The 23,399-nt window shown below is 37.5% G+C and carries 21 protein-coding genes and 1 tRNA gene; 7 read left to right on the top strand and 15 right to left on the bottom strand.

Translation table 11 applies throughout. The features are described 5' to 3' along the window. Window positions 1-2: 2 nt before the first annotated feature. Window positions 3-1,724, bottom strand: a complete 1,722-nt coding sequence (locus tag QUE72_RS07285) for a Na+/H+ antiporter NhaC family protein (protein WP_286272443.1) — start codon at window positions 1,722-1,724, stop codon at window positions 3-5. 313 nt (window positions 1,725-2,037) lie between these two features. On the opposite strand from QUE72_RS07285, the gene QUE72_RS07280 reads away from it, so the two are divergent. From QUE72_RS07280 to QUE72_RS07270, 3 genes are all read left to right on the top strand, one after another. Beyond that, window positions 2,038-5,043 carry a TonB-dependent receptor domain-containing protein gene (locus QUE72_RS07280; RefSeq protein WP_286272442.1) on the top strand — a complete coding sequence of 1,002 codons (3,006 nt, stop codon included), beginning with the start codon at window positions 2,038-2,040 and terminating at the stop codon, window positions 5,041-5,043. Window positions 5,044-5,141: 98 nt separating this feature from the next. Next, entirely contained in the window at window positions 5,142-6,293 is a 1,152-nt protein-coding gene (locus tag QUE72_RS07275; RefSeq protein ID WP_286272441.1) for a M14 family metallopeptidase, read from the top strand. Further along, on the top strand, window positions 6,283-7,872 hold the full coding sequence (locus QUE72_RS07270) for an N-acyl-D-amino-acid deacylase family protein (RefSeq protein ID WP_286272440.1): 1,590 nt from the start codon (window positions 6,283-6,285) through the stop codon (window positions 7,870-7,872). The genes QUE72_RS07275 and QUE72_RS07270 overlap by 11 nt, the downstream gene beginning before the upstream one ends. A gap of 89 nt (window positions 7,873-7,961) precedes the next feature. Here QUE72_RS07270 and QUE72_RS07265 read toward each other — a convergent pair whose 3' ends face one another. The 12 genes from QUE72_RS07265 to rlmE form a co-directional block, all read right to left on the bottom strand. Next, a complete protein-coding gene (locus QUE72_RS07265) occupies window positions 7,962-8,135 on the bottom strand; it encodes a hypothetical protein (protein WP_286272439.1) in 174 nt (57 codons plus the stop codon). Window positions 8,136-8,456: 321 nt separating this feature from the next. Beyond that, window positions 8,457-8,972 carry a ClbS/DfsB family four-helix bundle protein gene (locus tag QUE72_RS07260; protein ID WP_286272438.1) on the bottom strand — a complete coding sequence of 172 codons (516 nt, stop codon included), beginning with the start codon at window positions 8,970-8,972 and terminating at the stop codon, window positions 8,457-8,459. 237 nt (window positions 8,973-9,209) lie between these two features. Continuing rightward, entirely contained in the window at window positions 9,210-10,388 is a 1,179-nt protein-coding gene (locus QUE72_RS07255; RefSeq protein ID WP_286269174.1) for an IS4 family transposase, read from the bottom strand. Window positions 10,389-10,653: 265 nt separating this feature from the next. Then, window positions 10,654-11,169 (bottom strand): ClbS/DfsB family four-helix bundle protein, encoded by a 516-nt coding sequence (locus tag QUE72_RS07250; RefSeq protein ID WP_286272436.1) that lies wholly within the window; start codon window positions 11,167-11,169, stop codon window positions 10,654-10,656. An 83-nt stretch (window positions 11,170-11,252) separates the two neighbouring features. After that, the gene (locus QUE72_RS07245; RefSeq protein ID WP_286272435.1) at window positions 11,253-12,026 is read right to left on the bottom strand and encodes a DUF4760 domain-containing protein; all 774 of its coding nucleotides are present in this window, start codon (window positions 12,024-12,026) and stop codon (window positions 11,253-11,255) included. 436 nt (window positions 12,027-12,462) lie between these two features. Next, a tRNA-Leu gene (locus QUE72_RS07240) sits at window positions 12,463-12,547 on the bottom strand. Window positions 12,548-12,556: 9 nt separating this feature from the next. Continuing rightward, on the bottom strand, window positions 12,557-12,937 hold the full coding sequence (gene secG / locus QUE72_RS07235; protein ID WP_286272957.1) for a preprotein translocase subunit SecG: 381 nt from the start codon (window positions 12,935-12,937) through the stop codon (window positions 12,557-12,559). A gap of 14 nt (window positions 12,938-12,951) precedes the next feature. After that, complete coding sequence (gene tpiA, locus QUE72_RS07230) at window positions 12,952-13,713, bottom strand: triose-phosphate isomerase (RefSeq protein WP_286272434.1); 762 nt, start codon at window positions 13,711-13,713, stop codon at window positions 12,952-12,954. A 100-nt stretch (window positions 13,714-13,813) separates the two neighbouring features. Then, window positions 13,814-15,151: a phosphoglucosamine mutase gene (gene glmM / locus QUE72_RS07225; RefSeq protein ID WP_074498347.1), complete on the bottom strand. Its 1,338-nt coding sequence runs from the start codon at window positions 15,149-15,151 to the stop codon at window positions 13,814-13,816. 26 nt (window positions 15,152-15,177) lie between these two features. Beyond that, entirely contained in the window at window positions 15,178-15,969 is a 792-nt protein-coding gene (gene folP / locus QUE72_RS07220; protein WP_074498476.1) for a dihydropteroate synthase, read from the bottom strand. 130 nt (window positions 15,970-16,099) lie between these two features. Then, complete coding sequence (gene ftsH / locus QUE72_RS07215) at window positions 16,100-18,022, bottom strand: ATP-dependent zinc metalloprotease FtsH (protein WP_217693818.1); 1,923 nt, start codon at window positions 18,020-18,022, stop codon at window positions 16,100-16,102. An 82-nt stretch (window positions 18,023-18,104) separates the two neighbouring features. Next, window positions 18,105-18,734 carry a 23S rRNA (uridine(2552)-2'-O)-methyltransferase RlmE gene (rlmE, locus tag QUE72_RS07210; protein WP_074498349.1) on the bottom strand — a complete coding sequence of 210 codons (630 nt, stop codon included), beginning with the start codon at window positions 18,732-18,734 and terminating at the stop codon, window positions 18,105-18,107. Between the two features lie 121 nt (window positions 18,735-18,855). Between rlmE and yhbY the strand changes: the two genes are divergently transcribed. Continuing rightward, entirely contained in the window at window positions 18,856-19,152 is a 297-nt protein-coding gene (gene yhbY / locus QUE72_RS07205) for a ribosome assembly RNA-binding protein YhbY (protein ID WP_286272428.1), read from the top strand. Window positions 19,153-19,206: 54 nt separating this feature from the next. On the opposite strand, the gene QUE72_RS07200 is transcribed toward yhbY, so the two are convergent. Next, window positions 19,207-19,587 (bottom strand): DUF3192 domain-containing protein, encoded by a 381-nt coding sequence (locus QUE72_RS07200; RefSeq protein WP_074498351.1) that lies wholly within the window; start codon window positions 19,585-19,587, stop codon window positions 19,207-19,209. Between the two features lie 166 nt (window positions 19,588-19,753). Between QUE72_RS07200 and QUE72_RS07195 the strand changes: the two genes are divergently transcribed. After that, the gene (locus QUE72_RS07195) at window positions 19,754-20,083 is read left to right on the top strand and encodes a hypothetical protein (RefSeq protein WP_286272425.1); all 330 of its coding nucleotides are present in this window, start codon (window positions 19,754-19,756) and stop codon (window positions 20,081-20,083) included. Between the two features lie 30 nt (window positions 20,084-20,113). Here the strand turns inward: QUE72_RS07195 and syd are convergent, their stop codons facing one another. After that, window positions 20,114-20,686, bottom strand: a complete 573-nt coding sequence (gene syd / locus QUE72_RS07190) for a SecY-interacting protein (protein ID WP_286272424.1) — start codon at window positions 20,684-20,686, stop codon at window positions 20,114-20,116. 64 nt (window positions 20,687-20,750) lie between these two features. Between syd and queF the strand changes: the two genes are divergently transcribed. Both queF and QUE72_RS07180 read left to right on the top strand, forming a co-directional pair. Beyond that, the gene (gene queF, locus QUE72_RS07185) at window positions 20,751-21,593 is read left to right on the top strand and encodes an NADPH-dependent 7-cyano-7-deazaguanine reductase QueF (RefSeq protein ID WP_286272423.1); all 843 of its coding nucleotides are present in this window, start codon (window positions 20,751-20,753) and stop codon (window positions 21,591-21,593) included. A gap of 202 nt (window positions 21,594-21,795) precedes the next feature. After that, window positions 21,796-23,385 (top strand): diguanylate cyclase, encoded by a 1,590-nt coding sequence (locus QUE72_RS07180; protein ID WP_286272420.1) that lies wholly within the window; start codon window positions 21,796-21,798, stop codon window positions 23,383-23,385. Window positions 23,386-23,399: the final 14 nt, after the last annotated feature.

Raw genomic sequence — 23,399 nt, 5'->3', positions numbered from 1 at the left:
AGTTACGCGAAAATTAACACGCAAGCTGTCCACAATGCTGCCGCAAGTGACGCTGCAAATGTTGCTGGAACTATTTGAGACTTGACATGATCCATTAAATCGCAACCTGTTGTCATCGAACTTAAAATAGTGGTATCAGAAATGGGCGAACATTGATCGCCGTAAATGCTGCCATTTAAAACGGTTGCAAAGCAAATCATCATAAACAGTTCTGGGTTGGCTAACATTTGGCTTTCACCAATCGCCCAAGCAAGCGGCATTGCTAATGGAAATGCAATGGCATAAGTACCCCAACTAGTGCCGGTTGAAAAGGCAATTATCATGGTAATTAATTGCAAGGTTATGGGAAGTAACCAATAAGGTAATTGTTCACCAAGTAATGATACAAGATACAAACCGCCGCCTATTTCTTTACTTATAAAGCCAATGATCACTGCAAGCATCAAAATAACAGACGCAACCACAACACCTTTTAATCCATTACCAAAGCCATCAATAACATTCATCAATGACATACCCTTAGCTAACGCCATCAATACCGATAATATTAAAGCAGCTCCAAACGCCCAGTTTACCTTCGGAGAGCCCATAAAAATGAAAGTAAGAATAGCAGTTAAAATTAAGGTAACTAAAGGGAGAATAAACTCTAAATAATGTGAGTGATAACCTTTAGGAACATCACAGGTTTGTAATTCTTTCGCGCTCAGCGGTTTAGCGCCTGGCGCATCTAACTGCCCAGTGGTATTAGCTCTCACATGCGCTTCTTTAATTCGTCTACCAGAAAACGTGGTAATATTTAAACTTAGCAGTAACGTACCAAGCACGGCAAAAATGCCATAAAAACTAAATGGAACACTACTAAAAAAGAACGCGATTCTATCAGCTTCTGTCGCTAGGAAGCTTACACCTGGTACAAAAATCAACGCTTGCACATAAGCGGGCCAAGCATTAAAAGCTAATACTGCGGCAATGGGTGAAGCGGTTGAATCAACAATGTAACTCATTTCTTCATGGCTGACTTTTGCTTTGTCTGCCAGCGGACGTACGGTAGTACCAACAAGCACGGTGCTCATTGTGCCCCCTTGAAACAATAACACGCCAAGGATCCACGACACCACTTTTGCAGATCGCTGACCTCGAACAAATTTTTCAGTCATCATATTTGCAAACGCCTGCGCTGCACCCGTTTTTGACCAAATACCAAGTAAACCACCAAGCAACCACAAGTACAAAAGTAATAAAGCTGCAGTACCTTGTTGAGCAAGATTTGGAATGATCACACTGTCAGTAATATCGTACTCCCCTAACATTAACGCACCACTAACAATCCCTGAGAAAAGTGCGGTTAAAGGTTCTCGAGTAATTAAACACAATACAATCGTAAGAAATGCAGGCAATAAAGACCATAAACCAAAATGAAACGCAGGTTTTAACTGTTGCAATTGGCCGTTTTCTTTCTCAACCCATTGTTGAGTTAATGCAGGGGAATCAACTTTATTAAGGTTGCTTTGGTTAAGTGGTGATAAATCGTAAGACACAACATCAGAAATAACAATTTCCTCTCCTTTATATTTGTAGGCAGACTTGCCATCATCCGTTTGATAAATATCATAAATATATGATTGTTCAAGCCATGTTTTATCAACATAAAGGTTCACATATTGTGCAAAACACAGCCCGAGAATCAAGATAAAAAAGGCCATTACATTTTTGTTTATTGTCATAATTTAATCTTATTTTTTTAAAGGCATATAAAAGAAGTACATAAAAGTCCAAACCGTTGTCTTCATATTTGTCTCACAAATGTCTCATCATTTTGTGTATTTAAGACACTAAGTTCGCGCTTTATTTTTAACTCTAACAGGATATTTCACTACCGTATTTTAGTTAATTATGAATTACCTATAACCTAAGGTTATAGGTAATGTATCAAGAGTCAATTGTTTCTATTGCAAATTTTCATCATGGTAAAGGTGAAAATAATAAAACAGTGAAATAAACTGCATCTTAACGCTATTTTGGGAAAACGGTGAAAATATGAAACAGAAAAAAGCAAAAAGTAATCATAGGTTATCACACCTTAGTTTATGTTTAGTGGCTGCGCTTGCGCCACAGCTAACTCATTCACAAGAAGTATCAACACAAGAAGCAAGTGATAAAGATCTTGAACAAATTACCGTTGTTGGTACGCAAATTCGAGGTGGAGCTATCAGTGAGGCATTGGCTGTATCAGTATTAAATGCTGAAGATATCGAAAATTTAGGGATTGATTCTGGTGATGAATTAATGAGTATGATCCCTGAAAACGGCCAAAACTTTTTTAGTGAAGCTGAAAACATCGCTGGCGGTATTAACTCCGCAAGGGGTGATGTTGGTGCATTTAACCTACGAAATATGGGGACCGGTAATACATTGGTATTGTTAAATGGTCGTCGCTTAGTAAATTCTGCTTCATATCAAACCGAAGAAGTTGGTGGTAGCTTTGTACCCGTTAACTCTGTTAATTCAAACGTTATTCCTGTTGTAGGCCTTAAACAAGTTGAAGTTTTGCGTGATGGAGCATCTGCAATATATGGGGCTGATGCCGTTGCCGGCGTTGTGAATCATGTGCTCAAATCAAATTTTGAAGGGTTAACGATTAGAGCTAAAGGCTTGGAATATGACAACTTCAGTAGAGGTAGCCGGAAAATAACTATCGAAGCGGGTAAAAACTTTAATGACGGTAAAACAAACGTAAGTACGTTTTTAAATTTTTATGATAGAGACCGCATTAGCTCTCAAGATGATTCGCGTTGGTCAAACTCTGATTTTCGTGACCGTATACCAGAAAGCTCACCTTGGTTTGGTGATACGCGATTTAGAAATAATTCCATTAACTCAAACTACGGTCAGTTTGATATCGTACCAAACAACGAAGGCGATTTAGATGATAACAATCTAGTTGACTCAAGTGGTGAATTTGAGGTTTATCCCATTGGCGATCCTCGTTGTGAAGGCGGTTATCAATTAAATGCCACCACATGTGCCGCAGAAGACGGTCAAGGGACTTATAGATACAACTTGAACGAAGATCGAGATTTACGCTCCGATCTACAACGTTACAATGCCTTTATTTTCGTTAATCATGAATTTGATAATAACGTAGAAAGTTTTACCGAATTGTCATATTACAAATCTAAAACAAGCATGAATCGTCACCCTTCTGCCGCTTTTTCTAGTTCGAAATTAAGAGTGTCAGCACAAAACTACTATAATCCTTTTGGTGTTCTAGGTTCCGAAAATCGCTTACCTGAATCTATCGCTGGTGACTTTCCTGAAGAAGGTTTTGATCTAATCATGGATTATTACCGCTTTGCTGAAGTACCTCGTATTGTGGATAACGATGGCGAAACTTACCGATTTTTACAAGGCTTCAGAGGTATGCTTGGTGACTGGGATTGGGAAAGTGCAGTTTCTTATTCAAAAGCTGAAAAAGAAGATATCACCCGTAATCGCATCTCAAATACCTTAATACAAGAAGCATTAAACGATCCAACCGAAGCTGCTTATAACCCTTTTTCTGGCGGAGTTAATTCAAATATTGAACGTGCTCTAATTGATGTTACTCGGCTAAGTGAAACAGAGCTAACAACCTTTGATATAAAGTTCTCAAATGCTGATTTGTTTGAACTTCCTGCAGGCATGGTTGCCTTTGTAGCAGGTTTTGAATGGCGAGAAGAAAGCTTTAAAGATGACAGAGACGATCGTTTAGACGGTACTATTAATTTTACTGACTGGGAAGGCGATACCTATCCTTATGTTTCTGATGTAGTTAATTCAAGCCCTACCCCTGATAATGAAGGAAAACGCCAAGTAAGTTCATTGTTTACCGAATTTCAAATTCCCGTACTTGATAATTTAGATGTACAAGCCGCTCTTCGTTATGAAGACTTTGATGATATTGATGAAAGTACCACCGTAGGTAAAGTAGCTTTTGGTTGGCGTCCACTTGAACAATTTTTAGTACGAGGCTCTTGGTCAGAAGCTTTCCGTGCGCCTAACCTTGTTACCGTAAATGAAGAGATTGTATCTCGTACAAACTCCCGCACTGATTGGGTTTGTCAATATGCTGCTGACTTTGGCGGTGATCCTGAAGAAGAAACATTAGACTGTACTAATTCTATCCAGCGTACAGCAGAGGGAAGCGACAAGTTATCACCTGAAAAATCAGAAAATACATCATTAGGTTTTGTTTGGACACCTACATCAAACTTCACTGTTACCTTAGATTATTGGCAAATTGAGAAAAAAGATACTATTGGTCTATTTGGTGAAGAAAACCATACATTATTAGATCTTGTTTATCATTTGAATGCTGGTGATGGTAATTGTGAAAGTGCAGCCTTTAATAGTGCAATAGAACGCCAAGAATTAGATGTAGATGAAGAAGTTTATTTTCAGAATGCTGGCATCTGTCCTGCTGGAGCCATTAAATATGTTAATGATCAATACGCCAACTTAGATAAGCGTACAATTAAAGGTCACGACTTAGGCGTTTATTATAATATTGATACCAAATATGGTACTTTTGATATCAAATATAATGGTGCATTTTTAGACAAATATGAGCAAGATGCTGGTGGATTAGCAAAAGTATTGGTTGAAGCAAATGCTTCAGGTCTCTTGCCTGCTAGTTATCCCGTTGATGGCTTTGCTGATTTAATTGGTAAAGATGGTAATCAAGACGAACGGCACTCAGCAAAATTCCGTTGGTATAACGAACAATGGGGAGTCTCTCTCAACATGTTTAAAATTGGCAGCTTTTACCAAAGCTCCTTAACCTTAGATGATGGGACAAAATATATTATTCCATCTATGACAAAATATAATGCAAGTGTTGATTATAAATTTAGTTTCAAAGGTTTAGATTCTCGAGTTCGATTTGGGGTAAACAACTTAACAGATGAACGTGCACCATTAGCAGATAGATACTTTGGTTATTTTTCTGATGCGCATAATGATTATGGCAGAAGCTTTTACGCCGAGTTAAGAACTTCTTTTTAAGCATTTTAGCTCGCGGAATAAACATTGACATGTTTATTCCGCGATTAGTTCAGATTCTTTTTCTTCCGACTTTTTAAGTACAACATTTAAGGGGCAATATGATTCGCATAGCCTTTACACTACTCTTGATATTTTTCACCGTCTCTACTTTCGCATGTGAATTAGGAGACATTAAAGTCCACACTGACTTTTCAGGAGCAACCTCTAAGGAGTTAATCGCATCTTGCAGCACAAATAAAAGCAACGATAGAATAACGATAGAGCTACAACCTGAAAACACCCCTATTAATAATAGCCCCTGGTATGCTTTTAAACTATCAAGCGCAATTGAAAAAAACATAACAATCGAATTAAAAGTGAAAGATGGTTCACATCGTTATTCACCTAAACTCAGTTATAACGGTAAACAATGGCAACCCATTGCTTATAAAAAAACACCTGAACGACTGCGCATGAATGTAACAATTAGTAAGCAGCCAATCTGGATTTCTGCACAAGAACTCATCACTAATGACAATTATATTCATTGGGGAAAAGCACTTGAAAAAAAAGCGCATATCACTCATTCAATCATAGGCCATTCGGTCAATGAACACCCTCTGTATAAAATAGAATCATCATCAGCCAACATAAAAAAGTGGTTAATAGTGCTAGGAAGGCAACACCCGCCTGAAATTACCGGCGCACTTGCACTGTTCCCATTTTCAACAAATTTACTTTCAAACAGTGAACTAGCGCGTGTTTTCCGTGCTCATTATAATATTTTAATTATCCCGAATATGAACCCTGACGGAGTTTCCCTTGGATATTGGCGACATAACGCCAATGGCGTTGATTTGAATAGAGATTGGAAAAATTTTAAACAACCTGAAGTCTCTGCTGTGCATAAGATACTTTCACAAATTGTTGATCAGGGCGAAGAAATTTCCATGGCTGTTGACTTCCATTCCACGCATAAAGACATATTCTATACCATGCCGACAGACTACGGAGTAAGACAACCTTATTTAGTGAGTAACTGGCTTAACGCCTTAGATAAGAAACATCCTAATTTTAACGTTATTCAAAAGCCAGGAAACAATCCAAATAAAGGTGTCTTCAAACAATATATCGCAGACATGTATAACGTTCATGCCATCACGTATGAGATGGGTGATCACACTGATAGAAAATTTATACGTAAGCTTGCAATTGATGCATCTAATACCTTAATGCAAACGATGTTAAAAGATAATAAACATGAAAATTAATCTTCTAAAAAAATATCCAATCGCTTTACTGTCAATATTTATTTTAAGCGGATGTAAAACATCAAAGCCCGAGAAAGTTAACGCTGATTATCTCATTACAAATGGAAAAGTCTTCATTGGCAATAACGTTGATGCACAAGATCTAGATGTCGCAATATGTCAGTCAACTATTTGTGCAGTTTCAAAGCCCGGCGAAATGCAAATTAAGGCAATACGCACTATCGATGCGAATGGTTTAATTGTCAGTCCGGGTTTCATTGATCCACACACCCATACTTTAGACGAACTATTAAGTGTGGATAAAAACGCAAATGTTAATTACCTCACACAGGGAGTTACAACGGTAATTAACGGAAACGATGGTGGCGGTCCAACCGATATAAATGCCCTAGCAAAAAAACTTACTAATAACGGTATAGGAACAAATGTAGCTTTATATGTTGGACACAATAGCGTTAGAAATCAAGTCATGGGGCGTGAAAACCGTTTTGCTACTACAGATGAAATAGCTCAAATGAAAACTATCGTAGATCTAGCCATGCAAGACGGTGCCTTAGGCCTCTCTTCTGGCTTGTATTACGTGCCTGGTAGTTACGCCTCAACGGAAGAAGTTGTTGCCTTAACAACAATTGTGGGAAAGTATCATGGTGTTTACGATACGCACCTGCGAGATGAGAGCACCTTTAACATCGGCTTTTTGAACGCATTAAGTGAAGCAATTAATATCGCTAAGCAAGCCAATACACACTTACATGTAGCTCATATTAAAGCACTTGGTGTTGACGTTTGGGGGCAAAGCACACAAGCAATTAATAAAATAGAAGCTGCTCAAAAAGCTGGCGTTAGCATTTCTGCAGATCAGTACCCTTGGCTTGCTTCAGGTACAAAGTTGCATAGCGCAATTATGCCTAAATGGGTCATGGCAGACTCAAAAGACGCATTTTATCAACGACTCAACGATCCGAAATTAACCTCGAAACTTACAGCGGAAATCGCAGAAAACATAAGAAAACGAGGTGGCGCTAAATCATTATTAATCACTGCCTTTTCTGACCATTCATTAGTAGGTAAAACCCTTGAACAACTCGCAAGGGAACTTAATTTACCTCCTGAATTAGCGGCAATGGAACTTGTACAAAGAGGAGATATTCGTATTGCCTCTTTTAATATGTCAGCAAATGATTTAGAGAGCTTTATCATTAAACCTTGGGTTGTTACGTCATCAGATGGCACAAACGGTCACCCAAGAAAATACGCAAGTTTTCCAAAAAAATATCAAACTTATGTGAAACAACAAAAGAAGCTATCATTAAAAACATTTATTGCTCAAAGTTCTTCTAAAACAGCGAATTACTTAAATATTACCGATAGAGGTCTGATCAAAGAAGGTTTAGCCGCAGATATTATCATCTGGGATGAAAATGGCTATGCTCCTAAAGCAAATTTCTCAGAGTGGAATAAACATTCAGTAGGTATGCGAACAGTATTTGTTAACGGACAGATAGTTTTAGAGCAAGGTAAGTATAACCATAAACTTGCTGGTGAATTTGTAAAAAAGGCGTTAGAAAATAATAATTAACGCTATATTTCTTTATTGATAAAAGCATCTTTTAATACGTAAACTACACATTAAAAGGTGTTTTTATGTAATGGCTAAACGAAAGCCTATTAATTATAGCCAAGTACATAATGCGGTGTAGTTGCTTCGTAATCTTCAAATTTAGGTATATTGTTCGAATGTTCGTATAACTCTTGCGCTTCTTCTTTTCCGGTGACAGGTAACGATATCGTGTTATTTGATTCTGTTTTTTGATTATTATTCATGTTTATTTGATGGTTCATATTCATTACTCCTCATTGCTTGATATACGCACTATGCACGAATAAAATAAAAAGAAACATGAACCATTTTTAGGTCATAAATAACGTAAGGTTATACTAGAGCGTGTTGATCTTTCATGTTTACTTTTACCGCAATTTGTTTGGTTTTTATACAAGGTAACACTTGCGCCGTGTGGTTATTCTACTCCAGTCAAGCGTTAACACAGTAGAAATGCCAAACAGATACAGCCCGAAGGGGTCAACTAAACTTAAACAGCAAAGATCAACACGCTCTAACTAATAACGAAAAATATTTTTTGATTTTACAATTAATTCACTGGGTTAATTAGCACCATTAATTTTCTTAAACCGTCTTATTTGTGTTCTAATTCGCTTCATTGGTGATGAGGTATTAAATTGAATCATCCTACCTAACGTCCATTTTTCATACCAAGGCGTATGATAGAGTTGTTCATCGGTTAGCGAGTCAATTAACAACAATAAAGCATTAGTTGTTTGTTCCAACTCTGTAAGTAATTGTGAATATGTCCAATCACTGTATTGATGATGAAAATGTTCTGCTAATTGCCCTAATTGATTCCACTTATAACCAGTTTCAGGAAAATCTACCGGCTGATCTTCAGCCGTCAATCGATACCATTTAAGCACTAAGTTTCCCCAACCAATTAAGTACGCGACCGTATCACAAACACTAACTTTACTGCCTTTAGTATTTCCATCTATAGATTTCACTCGAGTAACTTCATCAAGAATAGAGCGATAATCTACCATTAACTTGTTAAACACCGTGCTTATCGCACTTAACAACGCTTGTTTAGACTGAGGAATTGAAGACATTTGTATTTATAAAATAAAAAGGTATTGTTGCTAGATTAACGATTATCTAGCGAAAGGAGAAGTATATCTTTCAATAAGATTAGAGCGTGTTGATCTTTCATGTTTACTTTTACCGCAATTTGTTTGGTATTTATACAAGGCAACACTTGCGCCGTGTAGTTATTCTACTCCAGTCAAGCGTTAACACAGTAGAAATGCCAAACAGATACAGCCCGAAGGGCTGACGGATCCCCATTTTTATATAACTGAACATATTTGATAATAAGCTAAAAAGTTTTCTCGACTTTTCTGTAGATAGTGATTTTTAATTTTGTGGAGTCTATGCCGAATTACTTGCTTCGCCAATGTAAGAAACGATAGAACTCTGCGGTGTTTTATCGTATTAGCCTGAAACATTATTTGCCAATTGCGCTGCTCCGCTTCAAAGCCAACAAACCAAAGTAATAGACTGGCTAAACATGCAATTAAGCACAAGGCACTCATTCGCCTTACGCCTTGTGTTTTACTAAACCGCCACGAAAAGCCATATTGTTGGCTTTTGTCATCGCGAAAGTTTTGCTCAATTTGCATCCTTTTACTGTACAACTTAATTACTTGATCACTAGTGAGTGTATTATCTGATGTTGCGAGTAACCATGGCTCATGAGCATGCCGTCGATACATGCGAGTATCTTTAGTAAAACGGCTATTCCCTTTTCGTCCTTTGTATTTTCCTTTGTACAAATGGAGAAATGCATCACATGCTGTTGGACTGTGTTGAGTAACCCTCGCTTTGCCAAGTCGAGTTGGTTGACAGCTCGCTCCCTGATGAAAGGCAGGGAGTTTTTCCCAAGTATTTTTACCTTCTAACTTACATGTCATCGTGCCTCTGAGACGGCCAATAAAGTGCCATCCTAATGAACGGACTTTAGTATACCAAGGAGTAAGAAAACCACCATCTGACAAAATATAAACGGACCGGTGTTCACCAATAACTTGAAGGAGGTTGTCTAAAAATCTGGCATTGGTTTCTGGCGTATCAAAATCTTTTAATTCAACAACCATGTTGTAAAGCACTAAAGAACGGCCATCAACGAGTAAACTCGCTCTAAGCAGGTGGTAATCTGAACGGCAACAACCACTCCAGTCCACTGCAATGGCTAAATAAGGCAAGTTGCTAATGATTGGTTTGGCCAACGAAGCGTATATTTCAACTTGTTGGTTAAACAAATGCTCGTTATTAAGAAAACGATCAACCCTTTTTATTTTATGCTTAATGTTCGCACGCCCAGCTAAGTAACGCCCCAAACTTGTTAAGGTTAATCTATCAGACGCTATAAGTGCTTCAGAGCATGCTTTAAGTGTCTTCATTCTCGCTTGATTGAAATTCGATAAGGACTTATCAAAGAAGTTATGGCAAAGTAAGGATTCAGGCATAGCATTTTACTCTTATTTTTGTTTTGATGAACTAATAAGATCATAAAATGTTGTGCCTGTCATTTTTTGGGGATTCGTCAGCCCGAAGGGTTCAACTAAACGCCTCCTGCTCTTTGTTACTTGAATTAACCATAGAATGACTATGCAATAATCCAAGTGCCGCGATCAGAAGGCGTTTAATTTGAACAAAACTTAAACAGCAAAGATCAACACGCTCTAACTAATAACGAAAAATATTTTTTGATTTTACAATTAATTCACTAGGTTAATTAGCACCATTAATTTTCTTAAACCGCCTTATTTGTGTTCTAATTCGCTTCATTGGTGATGAGGTATTAAATTGAATCATCCTACCTAACGTCCATTTTTCATACCAAGGCGTATGATAGAGTTGTTCATCGGTTAGCGAGTCAATTAACAACAATAAAGCATTAGTTGTTTGTTCCAACTCTGTAAGTAATTGTGAATATGTCCAATCACTGTATTGATGATGAAAATGTTCTGCTAATTGCCCTAATTGATTCCACTTATAACCAGTTTCAGGAAAATCTACCGGCTGATCTTCAGCCGTCAATCGATACCATTTAAGCACTAAGTTTCCCCAACCAATTAAGTACGCGACCGTATCACAAACACTCACTTTACTGCCTTTAGTATTTCCATCTATAGATTTCACTCGAGTAACTTCATCAGGAATAGAGCGATAATCTACCATTAACTTGTTAAACACCGTGCTTATCGCACTTAACAACGCTTGTTTAGACTGAGGAATAGAAGACATTTGTTTTTTCAAAATAAAAGGGAATTCTTCTAGGTTAATGATTATTAAGCGAAAGGAAAGGTATATCTTTTAAGAAGGTTAGTTTAATGTTTCATTAAAATGCTGTCATGCTGAACGATAACATTGTCTAAATTATGTTGATAGTAAAATGGGAATGGCCTTCCCCTACATACAAATTTATTTTGATGCCAATCATTTGCAAAACGTTCAAAAACTTCATAGAGTGCCGGGTTTTCATCTATTTCTCGCCACTCTTTAATTAGCGGCTCTACTTCTTTCCAGTGTGTTAAAACAGCGCCTCTTTTATATTTGAACAACAAAAGTTCATCGTAAACATCCATCATGACGCCCAAAAATAAATTTTCATACATATTCAAAAAAGTAATTATTTGAAGCTCAAGCCTAACGCGTTTGCGATCATTTATGGGATCTATTGCAACACCTTTATAAGCAGCAGCCATTAAAGGTGCGAACTTTTGTGTTTTTAATGTTTTGAAAGTATTTTCTGCGGCAATTATATCTTTATCTGTTTCTATCGTAGTAAGGATGTCTGCTGTTGCCCTTTTTCGAGCAATCTTTCTGTTCATGTTTGTTGTATAAACCCCCATGCAGATTGCCACAAGGGCAGAAAGCATTATTGCTCCTGCTGAAACATATTTAGAGGGAAGTTGTTCTATTAGATGTGCAAAAAAGCCTGCTACTAGTCTAATTTGACCATAAATAGCAAACATAGAATCTAATTTTGCATAGACATAAAAGACTATGGTAACGAAGAAAACTGCTTTGAAAAACCGCCATGCGGATCGGTATTCATCAGTAACTTTCCAGTAGTTTTCTTTAACTTTATCAATGTCCATATCAAAAAAGTGCTCGGCTTATTAGGCGCCGCGACCTTCACTGTATAACATTATTTTAACCTTGGCAGGCAACTTGGCCGCCTTAAATATAGCTTAAAAAGTATAGCATAAAGTGATAATTATGCTTAATTGCGCTAGAAACTATACTCGTTTATTCTGCAATAGCAAGCTTCTTAATCTCTTTATCGGTCAATATTAAAAAAACTTAATCGTTAATTTCAATATGGGCTTATTTTTTCATACTTCAAGGGTTAGAAATGTTTACTCTGTTAACCTAGACATATCTTTATTAATACCCCATAACGAACAAATACTTTTCTTGTTACCTAAATCCTGTGATTATTAACTACTGTATTAGGTTGTGGAAAGGTTGCGCTTATATTGTATTTAGACAAATAAAAAAGGGCTGCATCGCTACAGCCCTTTATTCATAATATGGTGCGGAAAGCGGGACTTGAACCCGCACGGCCGAAGCCACCACCCCCTCAAGATGGCGTGTCTACCAATTCCACCACTTCCGCAAATTCTGTTTAATCTGGTATTTCGCTATCGTTGTTTTTCTTAGCTTCAGTCGCAGTAGGTACTTCATCATTAGCATCAGCTGCTGGTTCAACGCTTGATTCAATAGCAGTTTGCTCTGTTGGCGCTGCTAAGTCATTCCATTCGTCACCAGATTTAACACGATTAGCCGTTAAGTTACCTAACACTAAACTAATGGCGAAAAAAGCAATTGCTAACCATGTTGTTGCACGCGTAAGAAAGTTACCAGAGCCACTTGAACCAAAAATGGTACCCGATGAGCCTGCACCAAACGATGCCCCCATATCTGCACCTTTACCTTGCTGAAGTAACACAAGGCCAATGAGGCAGATAGCAACAATTAAATAGACAACAATTAATACTTGATACAACATTACTATATCCTTTATACCGTTGAACAAATTTTAGTAAATTCATCAACTTTTAAGCTAGCACCACCAATTAAACCACCGTCTATGTCAGACTGTGCAAATAATTGCTGGCAATTGGCAGCGTTAACACTACCACCATATAAAATTGAAAGTTTTTCAGCGATTAGCTGATTTATATCCGCAATAAACTGACGAATATACTGGTGCGTTTCTTGCGCCAGTTCTGGTGATGCTGTTTTTCCTGTACCTATCGCCCAAACAGGCTCGTAAGCAATAACAACATCGGCAAATTTCTCTATACCTATTTCATCAATAACAGGCTGTATTTGTGCGGCTAGCACTACATTCGTTTGTCCTGTTTCTCGTTCTTGTTCACTTTCGCCAATACACAATATTGGAGTCATACCAGCGTCAAGCACAGAACGGACTTTATGGGCAACTAATGTACTTGTTTCTTTATTAATACTTCTGCGTTCTGAGTGACCTAAGATCACGTAATTAACGCCAAACTCTTGTAACATACTATTAGACACTTCACCTGTGAATGCACCTTGTTGATGTTCACTTGCGTTCTGACTACCTAGCATTATTTTTTTATCAAGAGCTTTATCTACTCGCGCTTGTGCAAACGCTGATAGATATGGAAAACTAGGACAAACTACCACACGGGTATTAGAAGAAAGTGACACATTCGCTAGTGCAGAGGTCATTTCTTTGATTAATGCTAAATTACCGTTCATTTTCCAATTCGCGGCAACTATCACTGATCTGTTCATAAGTCTTTCCTAAATCAAAGCGGCGAGATATTAACTAACCTCTGGGCAAGATACAAGTCTTTCACTTAATATCTTGCTCATTTGCTCATATTTCAACCGTCTAACAAGCTTTTTTTACTGCATCAGCAATTTCATTCGCAAGAGAGGTCACTTCATCATGATCCGGCCCTTCCACCATCACTCGAATAAGAGGTTCTGTACCAGACTTTCTCAGTAATACGCGACCTCGACCTTTCAAGGTCTCATTTACTTGATGCACAGATGCTACAACGCTATCTTCAGTTAACGGATCAGTTTCGCCAGAGAACCTTACATTAACTAGCACTTGCGGTAATTTTTTCATGCCTTGTCGTAACTCAAATAATGTTTTAGTTGACGCACACATAGCTGTAAGTACATTAAGCGCGGCAATAATACCATCGCCTGTTGATGTATGATTTAAATTGATAATATGACCTGAATTTTCAGCGCCAAGTTGCCAGCCATTTTCGTTAAGCATTTCCATTACGTAGCGATCACCTACATTACTTCGAGCAAAAGGTACGCCCATGTCAGCTAACGCTAATTCTAAGCCCATATTACTCATCAACGTACCAACGACACCACCACGTATATTACCTGATTTCAAATCATTACAAGCAATCACAAAGACGCATTCATCACCATCAAGCACATAGCCAGTATGATCAACCATCATCAGTCGATCTCCATCACCATCTAAAGCGATACCTAAATCAGCTTGATGTTCAACAACAGCAGCGCTAATAGCGGCCATTGAAGTTGCACCACATTCATCATTAATATTCGTACCGTTTGGCTTTGTGCCTATTTCAACAACATTCGCTCCTAATTCTCTGAAAACATTAGGAGCAATGTGATAGGTTGCACCGTGAGCGCAATCAACCACAATTTTCAAATCTTTTAATGAATATTGACTCGGAAAATTACTTTTACAAAATTCAATATACCGTCCAGATGCATCAGCAATACGCGTTGCTTTACCGAGTGCTGCTGAATCTACGCAAGTAATCTCTTTATCCAGTTCGGCTTCAATAGCCAGTTCCACTTCGTCAGGTAGCTTTTGTCCGTCTTGTGAGAAAAATTTAATACCGTTGTCGTAAAAAGGGTTATGGGACGCGCTGATAACAATACCAGCTTCCGCACGAAATGTTTTTGTTAAATAAGCAATACCTGGAGTAGGCATTGGACCTAACAAACCAATATCAACACCTGCTGCCGAAAAACCAGCTTCAAGTGCTGATTCAAGCATATAACCAGAAATCCTTGTATCTTTACCTATTAATACTTTTTTCGTGCCTTGTGCTGCTAACACCTTACCGGCTGCATATCCTAATTTCATGACAAAGTCTGGGGTGATTGGGTATTTGCCTACTAAGCCTCTTACGCCATCAGTACCAAAATATTTTCTTTCAGACATGAATAAATCCTTGTTTTAAATTTTTATTAACAAGCTAAGGCTTGCTGTTGGTGCATATATTGTAATATTTTTATTGAATCTACAGTTTCTTGTACATCATGTACTCTAATTATTGAAGCGCCTGCTTCTACAGCTAACACTGCTGTTGTTAAACTGCCAGCAAGCCTTTGTGATACATCACGTTTTAGTAAATTACCGATCATCGATTTTCGTGAAGTTCCTGACAATATCGGTAAATTAAGGCGCTTAAATTCCGCTAAGTTTGCCAATAAATGATAATTTTGTTCAAGTGTTTTCCCAAAACCAAAACCAGGATCGACAATAATTCTATCCTTTGCAATACCTGCCCGTTCGCAAGTTGAAATGCGTTGAACGAAGAACTGCATAATATCGTTAACAACGTCATTATATTGCGGTTTGGTTTGCATGGTACGAGGTTGACCTTGCATATGCATTAAACACACGGGCACTTTTGATTTAGCAACGACATCAATACAGCCTTCTTCTTGCAGAGCTCTTACATCGTTAATTAAATCGACGCCCGCGGATATCGCTTCAGCCATCACCCTAGCTTTACTTGTGTCTATGGAAACAACTATATCAAAGCGCGCTTTTATTGCTTCTATTACCGGAATCGTGCGTTGCAACTCTTCTTCAACTGAAACTTCAGCAGCACCAGGGCGTGTAGATTCACCGCCTATATCAATAATTGATGCACCTTCATCTATCATACGTTTAGCTTGTAAAATAGCGCTGTCAACGGCAGTGTAATTGCCACCATCAGAGAAAGAATCAGGGGTAACATTTAAAATACCCATTACTTGGATATCTTCAACATTTAATGATAAAGGGCTGCCAGGGGGAAGTAGTTTCACAACATGTACTCGTAGCGTTAGAAAACACGAATATTATAAAAAAGAAAGCCTCGAATATCGAGGCTTTCTAAATTTATTTAGCGGGTATGTCACTCGGCTTATTAAGATCAGGCTCGGTCTTTTTCTCACCTGTTGGGGCTTTAGGTGGATTATCTGAGCCAGATGAGTTATCACCATGGAAGTCTGATGGTGGTCTAACTTCACGACGATTCATTAAATCATCAATTTGATTTGCATCAATAGTTTCATAATGCATTAGCGCATCTTTCATCGCATGCAATATATCCATGTTGTCTTTTAAGATCTGTTCAGCACGTTGATAATTATCATTGATAATACGTTTGATTTCACCATCGATAGACTTCGCAGTATCATCAGACATATGTAACGATTTCGCTGAAGTTCTTCCTAAGAATACTTCACCTTCTTCCTCAGCAAACAACATTGGCCCCATTTTTTCAGATAAGCCCCATTGAGTCACCATTTTACGTGCTAAGTTAGTCGCACGTTCAATATCATTTGATGCACCCGTTGATACTTTATCAGCACCATAAATAATTTCTTCTGCAATACGGCCACCGTATAACGATGAAATATTACTTTCTAAGTGCTGTTTACTATGACTAAATCTATCCTGTTCTGGTAAGTACATGGTTACACCTAATGCACGACCCCGAGGAATAATACTTACTTTATAAACAGGATCATGTTCTGGGACCAAGCGACCAACAATGGCATGTCCGGCTTCATGGTAAGCCGTCATAGCTTTTTCGTCTTCGCTCATTACCATTGATTTGCGCTCTGCACCCATCAATATTTTATCTTTCGCTTTTTCGAACTCTTCCATCGACACTAATCGACGAGAAGAACGCGCTGCAAATAAAGCTGCTTCGTTAACTAGGTTTGCTAAATCAGCACCTGAAAAACCAGGTGTACCACGAGCAATGACAGAAGCTTTTACATCATCACCAATTGGCACTTTGCGCATATGCACTTTAAGAATTTGTTCACGACCACGAATATCAGGCAAACCTACCGTTACTTGACGGTCAAATCGACCTGGACGTAACAATGCAGGGTCAAGTACGTCCGGTCTGTTGGTTGCAGCAATAACAATTACGCCTTCATTACCTTCAAAACCGTCCATTTCAACTAACATTTGGTTTAACGTTTGTTCACGTTCATCATGACCACCGCCTAAACCTGCACCACGTTGGCGACCTACTGCGTCAATTTCATCGATGAAGATAATACATGGCGCTGATTTTTTCGCTTGTTCAAACATATCACGAACACGTGAAGCACCAACACCAACAAACATTTCAACAAAGTCTGAACCTGAAATAGTAAAGAAAGGTACCTTTGCTTCACCAGCAATCGCTTTAGCAAGTAATGTTTTACCAGTACCCGGCTGACCTACCATCAATACACCTGATGGAATACGACCACCAAGCTTTTGAAATCTTGATGGATCTTTTAAGTAATCAACTAATTCAGCAACCTCTTCTTTTGCTTCATCACAACCGGCTACATCAGCAAAGGTCGTTTTAATTTGATCTTCACTTAATAAACGTGCTTTTGATTTACCAAAAGACATAGCGCCTTTACCACCACCGCCTTGCATTTGGCGCATGAAGAAAATCCAAACACCAATCAGTAATATCATTGGGAACCAAGAAATAAATACTGAGGTTAAGAAACTTGTTTCTTCTGGCTTCTCACCAGATGCAGTAACGCCTTGCTTAACAAGGTCATTAATTAAGTCACGATCGTAACCACCAGGTATTACAGCTGTAAACTGTTCACCACTGCGCTTAGTGCCTTTAATAACACCATTACGATCAACAACAACTTCACGCACTTGCCCTTGACGAACATCTTGGATGAAACGCGTGTAATTCATTGTCTGTTCGTTACTGCTTCCCGGAGTAAAACTCTGGAAAACCGACATTAATACCACGGCTATTACTAACCATAAAATCAGATTTTTTGCCATATCGCTCAACTTAATGACCTCTTTAGTTCATTAACACTACTATATCCGTTTACGTAGTGCTTAAATAATTCTGTATAATTTACTACAATTTAAAGCCTGTCGCCACAAGATATACTTCTCTTGATCTTGCGCGTGAAGATTGTGGCTTCCTCACCTTGACCACTTTAAAAATTTGTTTTACTTCTTGCATGAATTGATCAAAGCCAGCGCCTTGAAACACTTTAACCACAAAAGCACCGTTTTTCTTGAGTACTTGATTACACATATCTAACGCTAATTCTACTAAATACATACTTCTTGCTGAGTCAGCGGCATCATTCCCAGTAAAATTTGCTGCCATATCTGACAGTACTACATCAATATTTTTGCCATCAATTCGCGTTAATAGTGCATCAAGTACCGCGTCTTCACGAAAGTCACCTTGTAAAAAATCAACACCGGCGATTGGATCCATCGATAAAATATCACAAGCAACAACTTGGCCTGTATCTCCCACCGCTTTTACTGCGTATTCAGACCAACCACCTGGCGCGGCACCTAAGTCTACCACTTTCATGCCTGATTTAATTAACTTGTCTTTCTCGTTAATTTCTTCAATTTTAAATACCGCGCGTGAACGCAAACCAAGCTTCTGCGCCTTTTTAACGTATTCGTCATCAAAATGCTCTTGCATCCAACGTTGACTACTGTTTGATAATTTTTTTTTACTCATAACCAGTATAGATTAGGTTTTGGCTAGCGAATGTCACTAAACAAAACAGGTTTTATTAGTATTACAAACAAGATGGAGTTAAAATAGTGATAATTCAAGCTAACATGTAACGAAATTTTTAATGAGTTTAAATAAAAAACAAATTCAGTATTTAAAAGGTAAAGCGCATTCGTTAAAACCTGTAGTACTTTTAGGTAGTAATGGCTTAACAGAAGCCGTGATCGCAGAAATCGATTATGCGCTTAATCATCACGAATTGATTAAAGTCAAAATTCCAACCGATGATAGAGAAGTGAAAGGGTTAATTGTTGATGCTATATGTAAAGAAACAAATGCAGTGAAAGTGCAATTAATTGGTAAAACCTTGGTCGTATATCGTCAAAGTGAAGAGAAAAAAATTCACATTCCTAAGCTTTAAATACAACAAGTAACCATAAGAAATGCCGCCAAACTTTAGCGGCATTTTTATTTACTATAAACCTGTATTTCGGGAAAAGTCACCACCCTGACCCGTTTCTTTTAATTCCCCATTTACAAAGTATAGATAGGTACATTCATCTTTCGTGGTTAAATCATCTTTGTGTACGCGATTTGTGCGATAGAATAATACCTGAATGTTTTTATCATCTTTTCGATAATTTTCATTAAAGTCAGCAACACCCAAATCTCTAGAAACATCACCGTAGCTAGCCCCTAAGTTAATACGTGCAATTTTTTTACGGTTGTTATATTCACGATCAGTAAAGCCAGAAGTAAATGCATGATCATCATCACCACCAACAGCAACAACACACCCTGTTAAAGAAAACGTTAATGGTGCAGCAACAAGTAATGCGATAAGTGATTTTTTCATAGTTAACTCTCATTGTTATTGTTTATGTCAATGCCAACGATATAGCAAAAGTTAAACCAACAATTGTAACCTTATGTAATAATTAAACTTTGTACTAAAACATTAAAATTACAGCAAGACTTCATGTGTAAAATTGGCTAAAATATTGTTTTTTCAACAATGCTGAATGAGTAATATGACCATCAATGATGAGATATTAACCGCTGCTAATACACTTGCTAATCAAGGAATTAAACCCACCGTAGCCCGTATTAAAACCAAACTAGCACAACCAGTTCCGTTACCCACGATTATATCGGTTTTGAAAACCTGGCAACATGATCCTAATTTTATTAAGCCTCATTCAACTATCAATCAGGGCAGCACACCAAAGCAAACAGATGACCTTACTAATACAATTTCATTAGCCATTACCAAAGCGCTAACCCCTCTACAGGAAGAAATATCAGCGCTAAAAAAAGAAATACAAGAGCTAAAAAGTCAACTAAACAAATAAAAAGATGTAAGGGTAAAGAGTGATATCTATTTATTCTTCTAAATAGATATCTGGAGATAACGAGGCAATAAAAGAGACAAGACTATCAGCGACTTTTTTGTGAGGCTTAGCGCCCACATTTTCTACCCACACTTCGCCAGATTCGTTATCAACTGTTAAAATAATATCGTCTTTATCGGTTAATGCGAAAAATAACGTGATATTTTGTTTAAGCTTTTTTTTCATCAAAATATGCCCGATCATATTTTGTTGTAGTCGCTCAAAATCTTTTTTACTCCATGCAAAAAGTAATTGAAGGTTCCCTTCCTGGCAATTAGCAGGAATGCTCTCGCTATATTGCGTTGTAAAATATGTTTTGATGCTCGGATGAAGCGTAATAGAAAGTGCTTCTTCAACATTATCGAAGCTTAAATTGTCTTCAATCTTTATAGGCTGCCAAGTAACCAATTGCTCATCAAATGGTGTTAATTCGCAGGGTGAAGGCCATTCTTCGTCTGCTTCAATAACAGGATAATGTCCAAGTTTACTTTTGAATTCACTTAGGTACTGCTGTCCAAAGTTAAGTATTAATTCAGTTAATTTTGGCAATTGTTTCGTTTCCATCTATCTCTACTTTTCATTACAATACAAGCTAATATGCAAACTGATCTTACTTGATAATATTTCTATGAGCCAATATAAAAACGCCAACGCACTTGAAAAGCTAACGTTAGGCAAAAACACTGAATATGCGAGCCAATACAATGCAGCTTTACTTCAAGGCGTACCAAGACGTTTAAACAGAGATTCATTATCACTCGATGAAAATACTCTACCATTTATGGGAGAAGATGTTTGGTATGGCTATGAAATTTCGTGGCTAAATGCAAAAGGGAAGCCGATTGTTAGAGTGGCAGAATTTAGCTTTCCTTGTACCAGTGAAAATATTATCGAATCAAAATCATTTAAGCTTTATCTGAACAGTTTTAACCAAACAACGTTTTCAAGTGAACAAGAGGTTAAAACAGCGATGAAAAATGACTTATCAGCGGTATGCGGCGCCCAGGCTAATGTCATTCTATTCCCCGTAGATAAGTGCCCTGCCCTTGAAATTAACACACCAAATGCAAGGTGTTTAGATGAATTAGATATTGAAATGCATGATTACCAATTATCTTCCGCATTATTAAACACAGAAAGTGACACTGTGGTAAGCGAAGTGTTAGTTTCACACCTTCTTAAATCTAATTGTTTAATCACTAACCAGCCTGACTGGGCATCATTATTCATTAGCTATAAAGGAAAGAAAATAAACCACTCGGCACTGTTAAAATACATCATTTCTTTTAGAGAGCATAATGAGTTTCACGAACAGTGTGTAGAACGCATCTTTTGCGACTTAATGACAATATGCCAACCAGAAGCGTTAACTGTGTATGCTAGATACACTCGACGAGGAGGGTTAGATATCAATCCATTTCGCTCAACCCACGAAAGCGTTGCTCCGAAAACCAGAACATTACGCCAATAAAGTATCCTTTATTTGATGTAAATCATGACTATTCGCATAATAGTCGCATTTCCATACTGACAATTTTGAAACTTACGTATATTATTAATTATACGAAATATATTCTTATATTCTGGTACTGTTTTTAATATATTGAACATCAAAATATATTTGGTTTTACCGCAAGGGTGAAAATTTACTATCAAAAGGACGTAACATATCCATGACGGGTAACACAGCTGTCGATAAAGAGCTTTTAGTACTAAAACGTAAACTTGATTCGGCAATAACCGCTAGAGCAAGTGTAGAAAGTGACTTAAAGCATCAATCCGCCTTGCTTTCTGAGTTTATTATCAAGCTAAGTAAAGTCGCCAAAGGAGTCGACGTATCGCTTGATAATAAATTAGCAAAATTGCGTCAGCTTTTTACTAGCTCTGCGTCTATTAATGATATAGAAAAGCTGATCAATGAATCTTCCACGTTGTTATATCATTATTCAGCAAAAGCTGATGTGGAAATTCGCCAGCTACAAGACACTTTTCAGTCTGCGGGTCAATCACTACAAAAAGTAAATGGTTTACCTGAACATTTACGCCGACAACTTCGCGCATTGCTTAAGGACAACGAAAATAGCAAAGATGCATTATCGCAATATATCCCCTTGCTAAGTGAACTTGTCATATTTTATCAAGCAGCACTGAAACAAGGTAATATAGCAAACTCAGCAAATGGCTTACTGAATAAACCTGCGAGTAAGTCTCTTGATAGCCAAATCAACAATAAAATAGTTGTACAAAAGTTTAATGAATTTCTCAATAAAATTAGTATTTCTAAAAAGTTCCAAGATCAATTAAATCGCATCCGCTCACAGCTTTCCGACACCATGCCAAGTGATCAGTTGTTCGATACCTTCTTAGCGACTTTTGATGTGATCAGTCAAGATTTAATCCGTGAACGAAATACCGCAAAGGTATTCCTTTCTACGTTAAGTGACACATTAGCAACCGTACAAAACGCTGTTACCACAACTATTGATACTCATAAAGAATCAAGCGTAAAGCTTCAAAAATTGAATGAGCGCATGCAAAGCCAACTTAGTGAAATGTCAGAAGAATTAGACAAAGCTAATTCGCTAGTTGATATTAAGGTTGAAATAAACACCAAATTACAAGTTATTGCTGCTACGCTTGAAAGAAAAACAGCATATGAAAAAAATCAACAACAAAGATTTACGGAACAACTTGAAAGCATGTCGGAAAAAGTCCAACAGCTTGAAAAGCAAAGTCGCGCCTTTGAAAAACAAATTAAAGAACAACAAGCTAAAAGTTTAGAAGATGCTTTAACTAAACTATATAACCGTGCAGCTTTTGATGAGCATTTCCATAAAGAAATTGCTCGCTGTCAACATAATAATAAGCCTTTAGCGATTGTTGTTGCCGATTTAGATAACTTTAAAAAAATTAATGACACATATGGGCATACCGCAGGTGACAAAACATTACAAGTTATTGCCGGGACGCTGAAAAAGCATTTAGATAAACATGCCTTTGTTGCTCGCTATGGTGGTGAAGAGTTCGTGTTTGTTTTCAATGACATTAAAAAAGATAACCTAATTCATACCTTAAATTTATTGCGGAAAACAATAGCTAAACTACCCTTTAAGTTCAGAAATGATAAAGTAAACATGAGTATGTCGATAGGCGTTACGCACATAAAACAAGATGACAATGTTCACATAGCCTTTGAACGTGCAGATAAAGCTTTATATGAAGCCAAAGAAAAAGGAAAAAACCAAGTCATCTATATTGATTAGCAGTTAAGGAGTCG

It is taken from the genome of Thalassotalea hakodatensis (assembly GCF_030295995.1).
Classification (GTDB): domain Bacteria; phylum Pseudomonadota; class Gammaproteobacteria; order Enterobacterales; family Alteromonadaceae; genus Thalassotalea_C; species Thalassotalea_C hakodatensis.
Note: the sequence above shows the minus strand (reverse complement) of the source record. Positions and strands in the feature narration are given on the sequence as shown.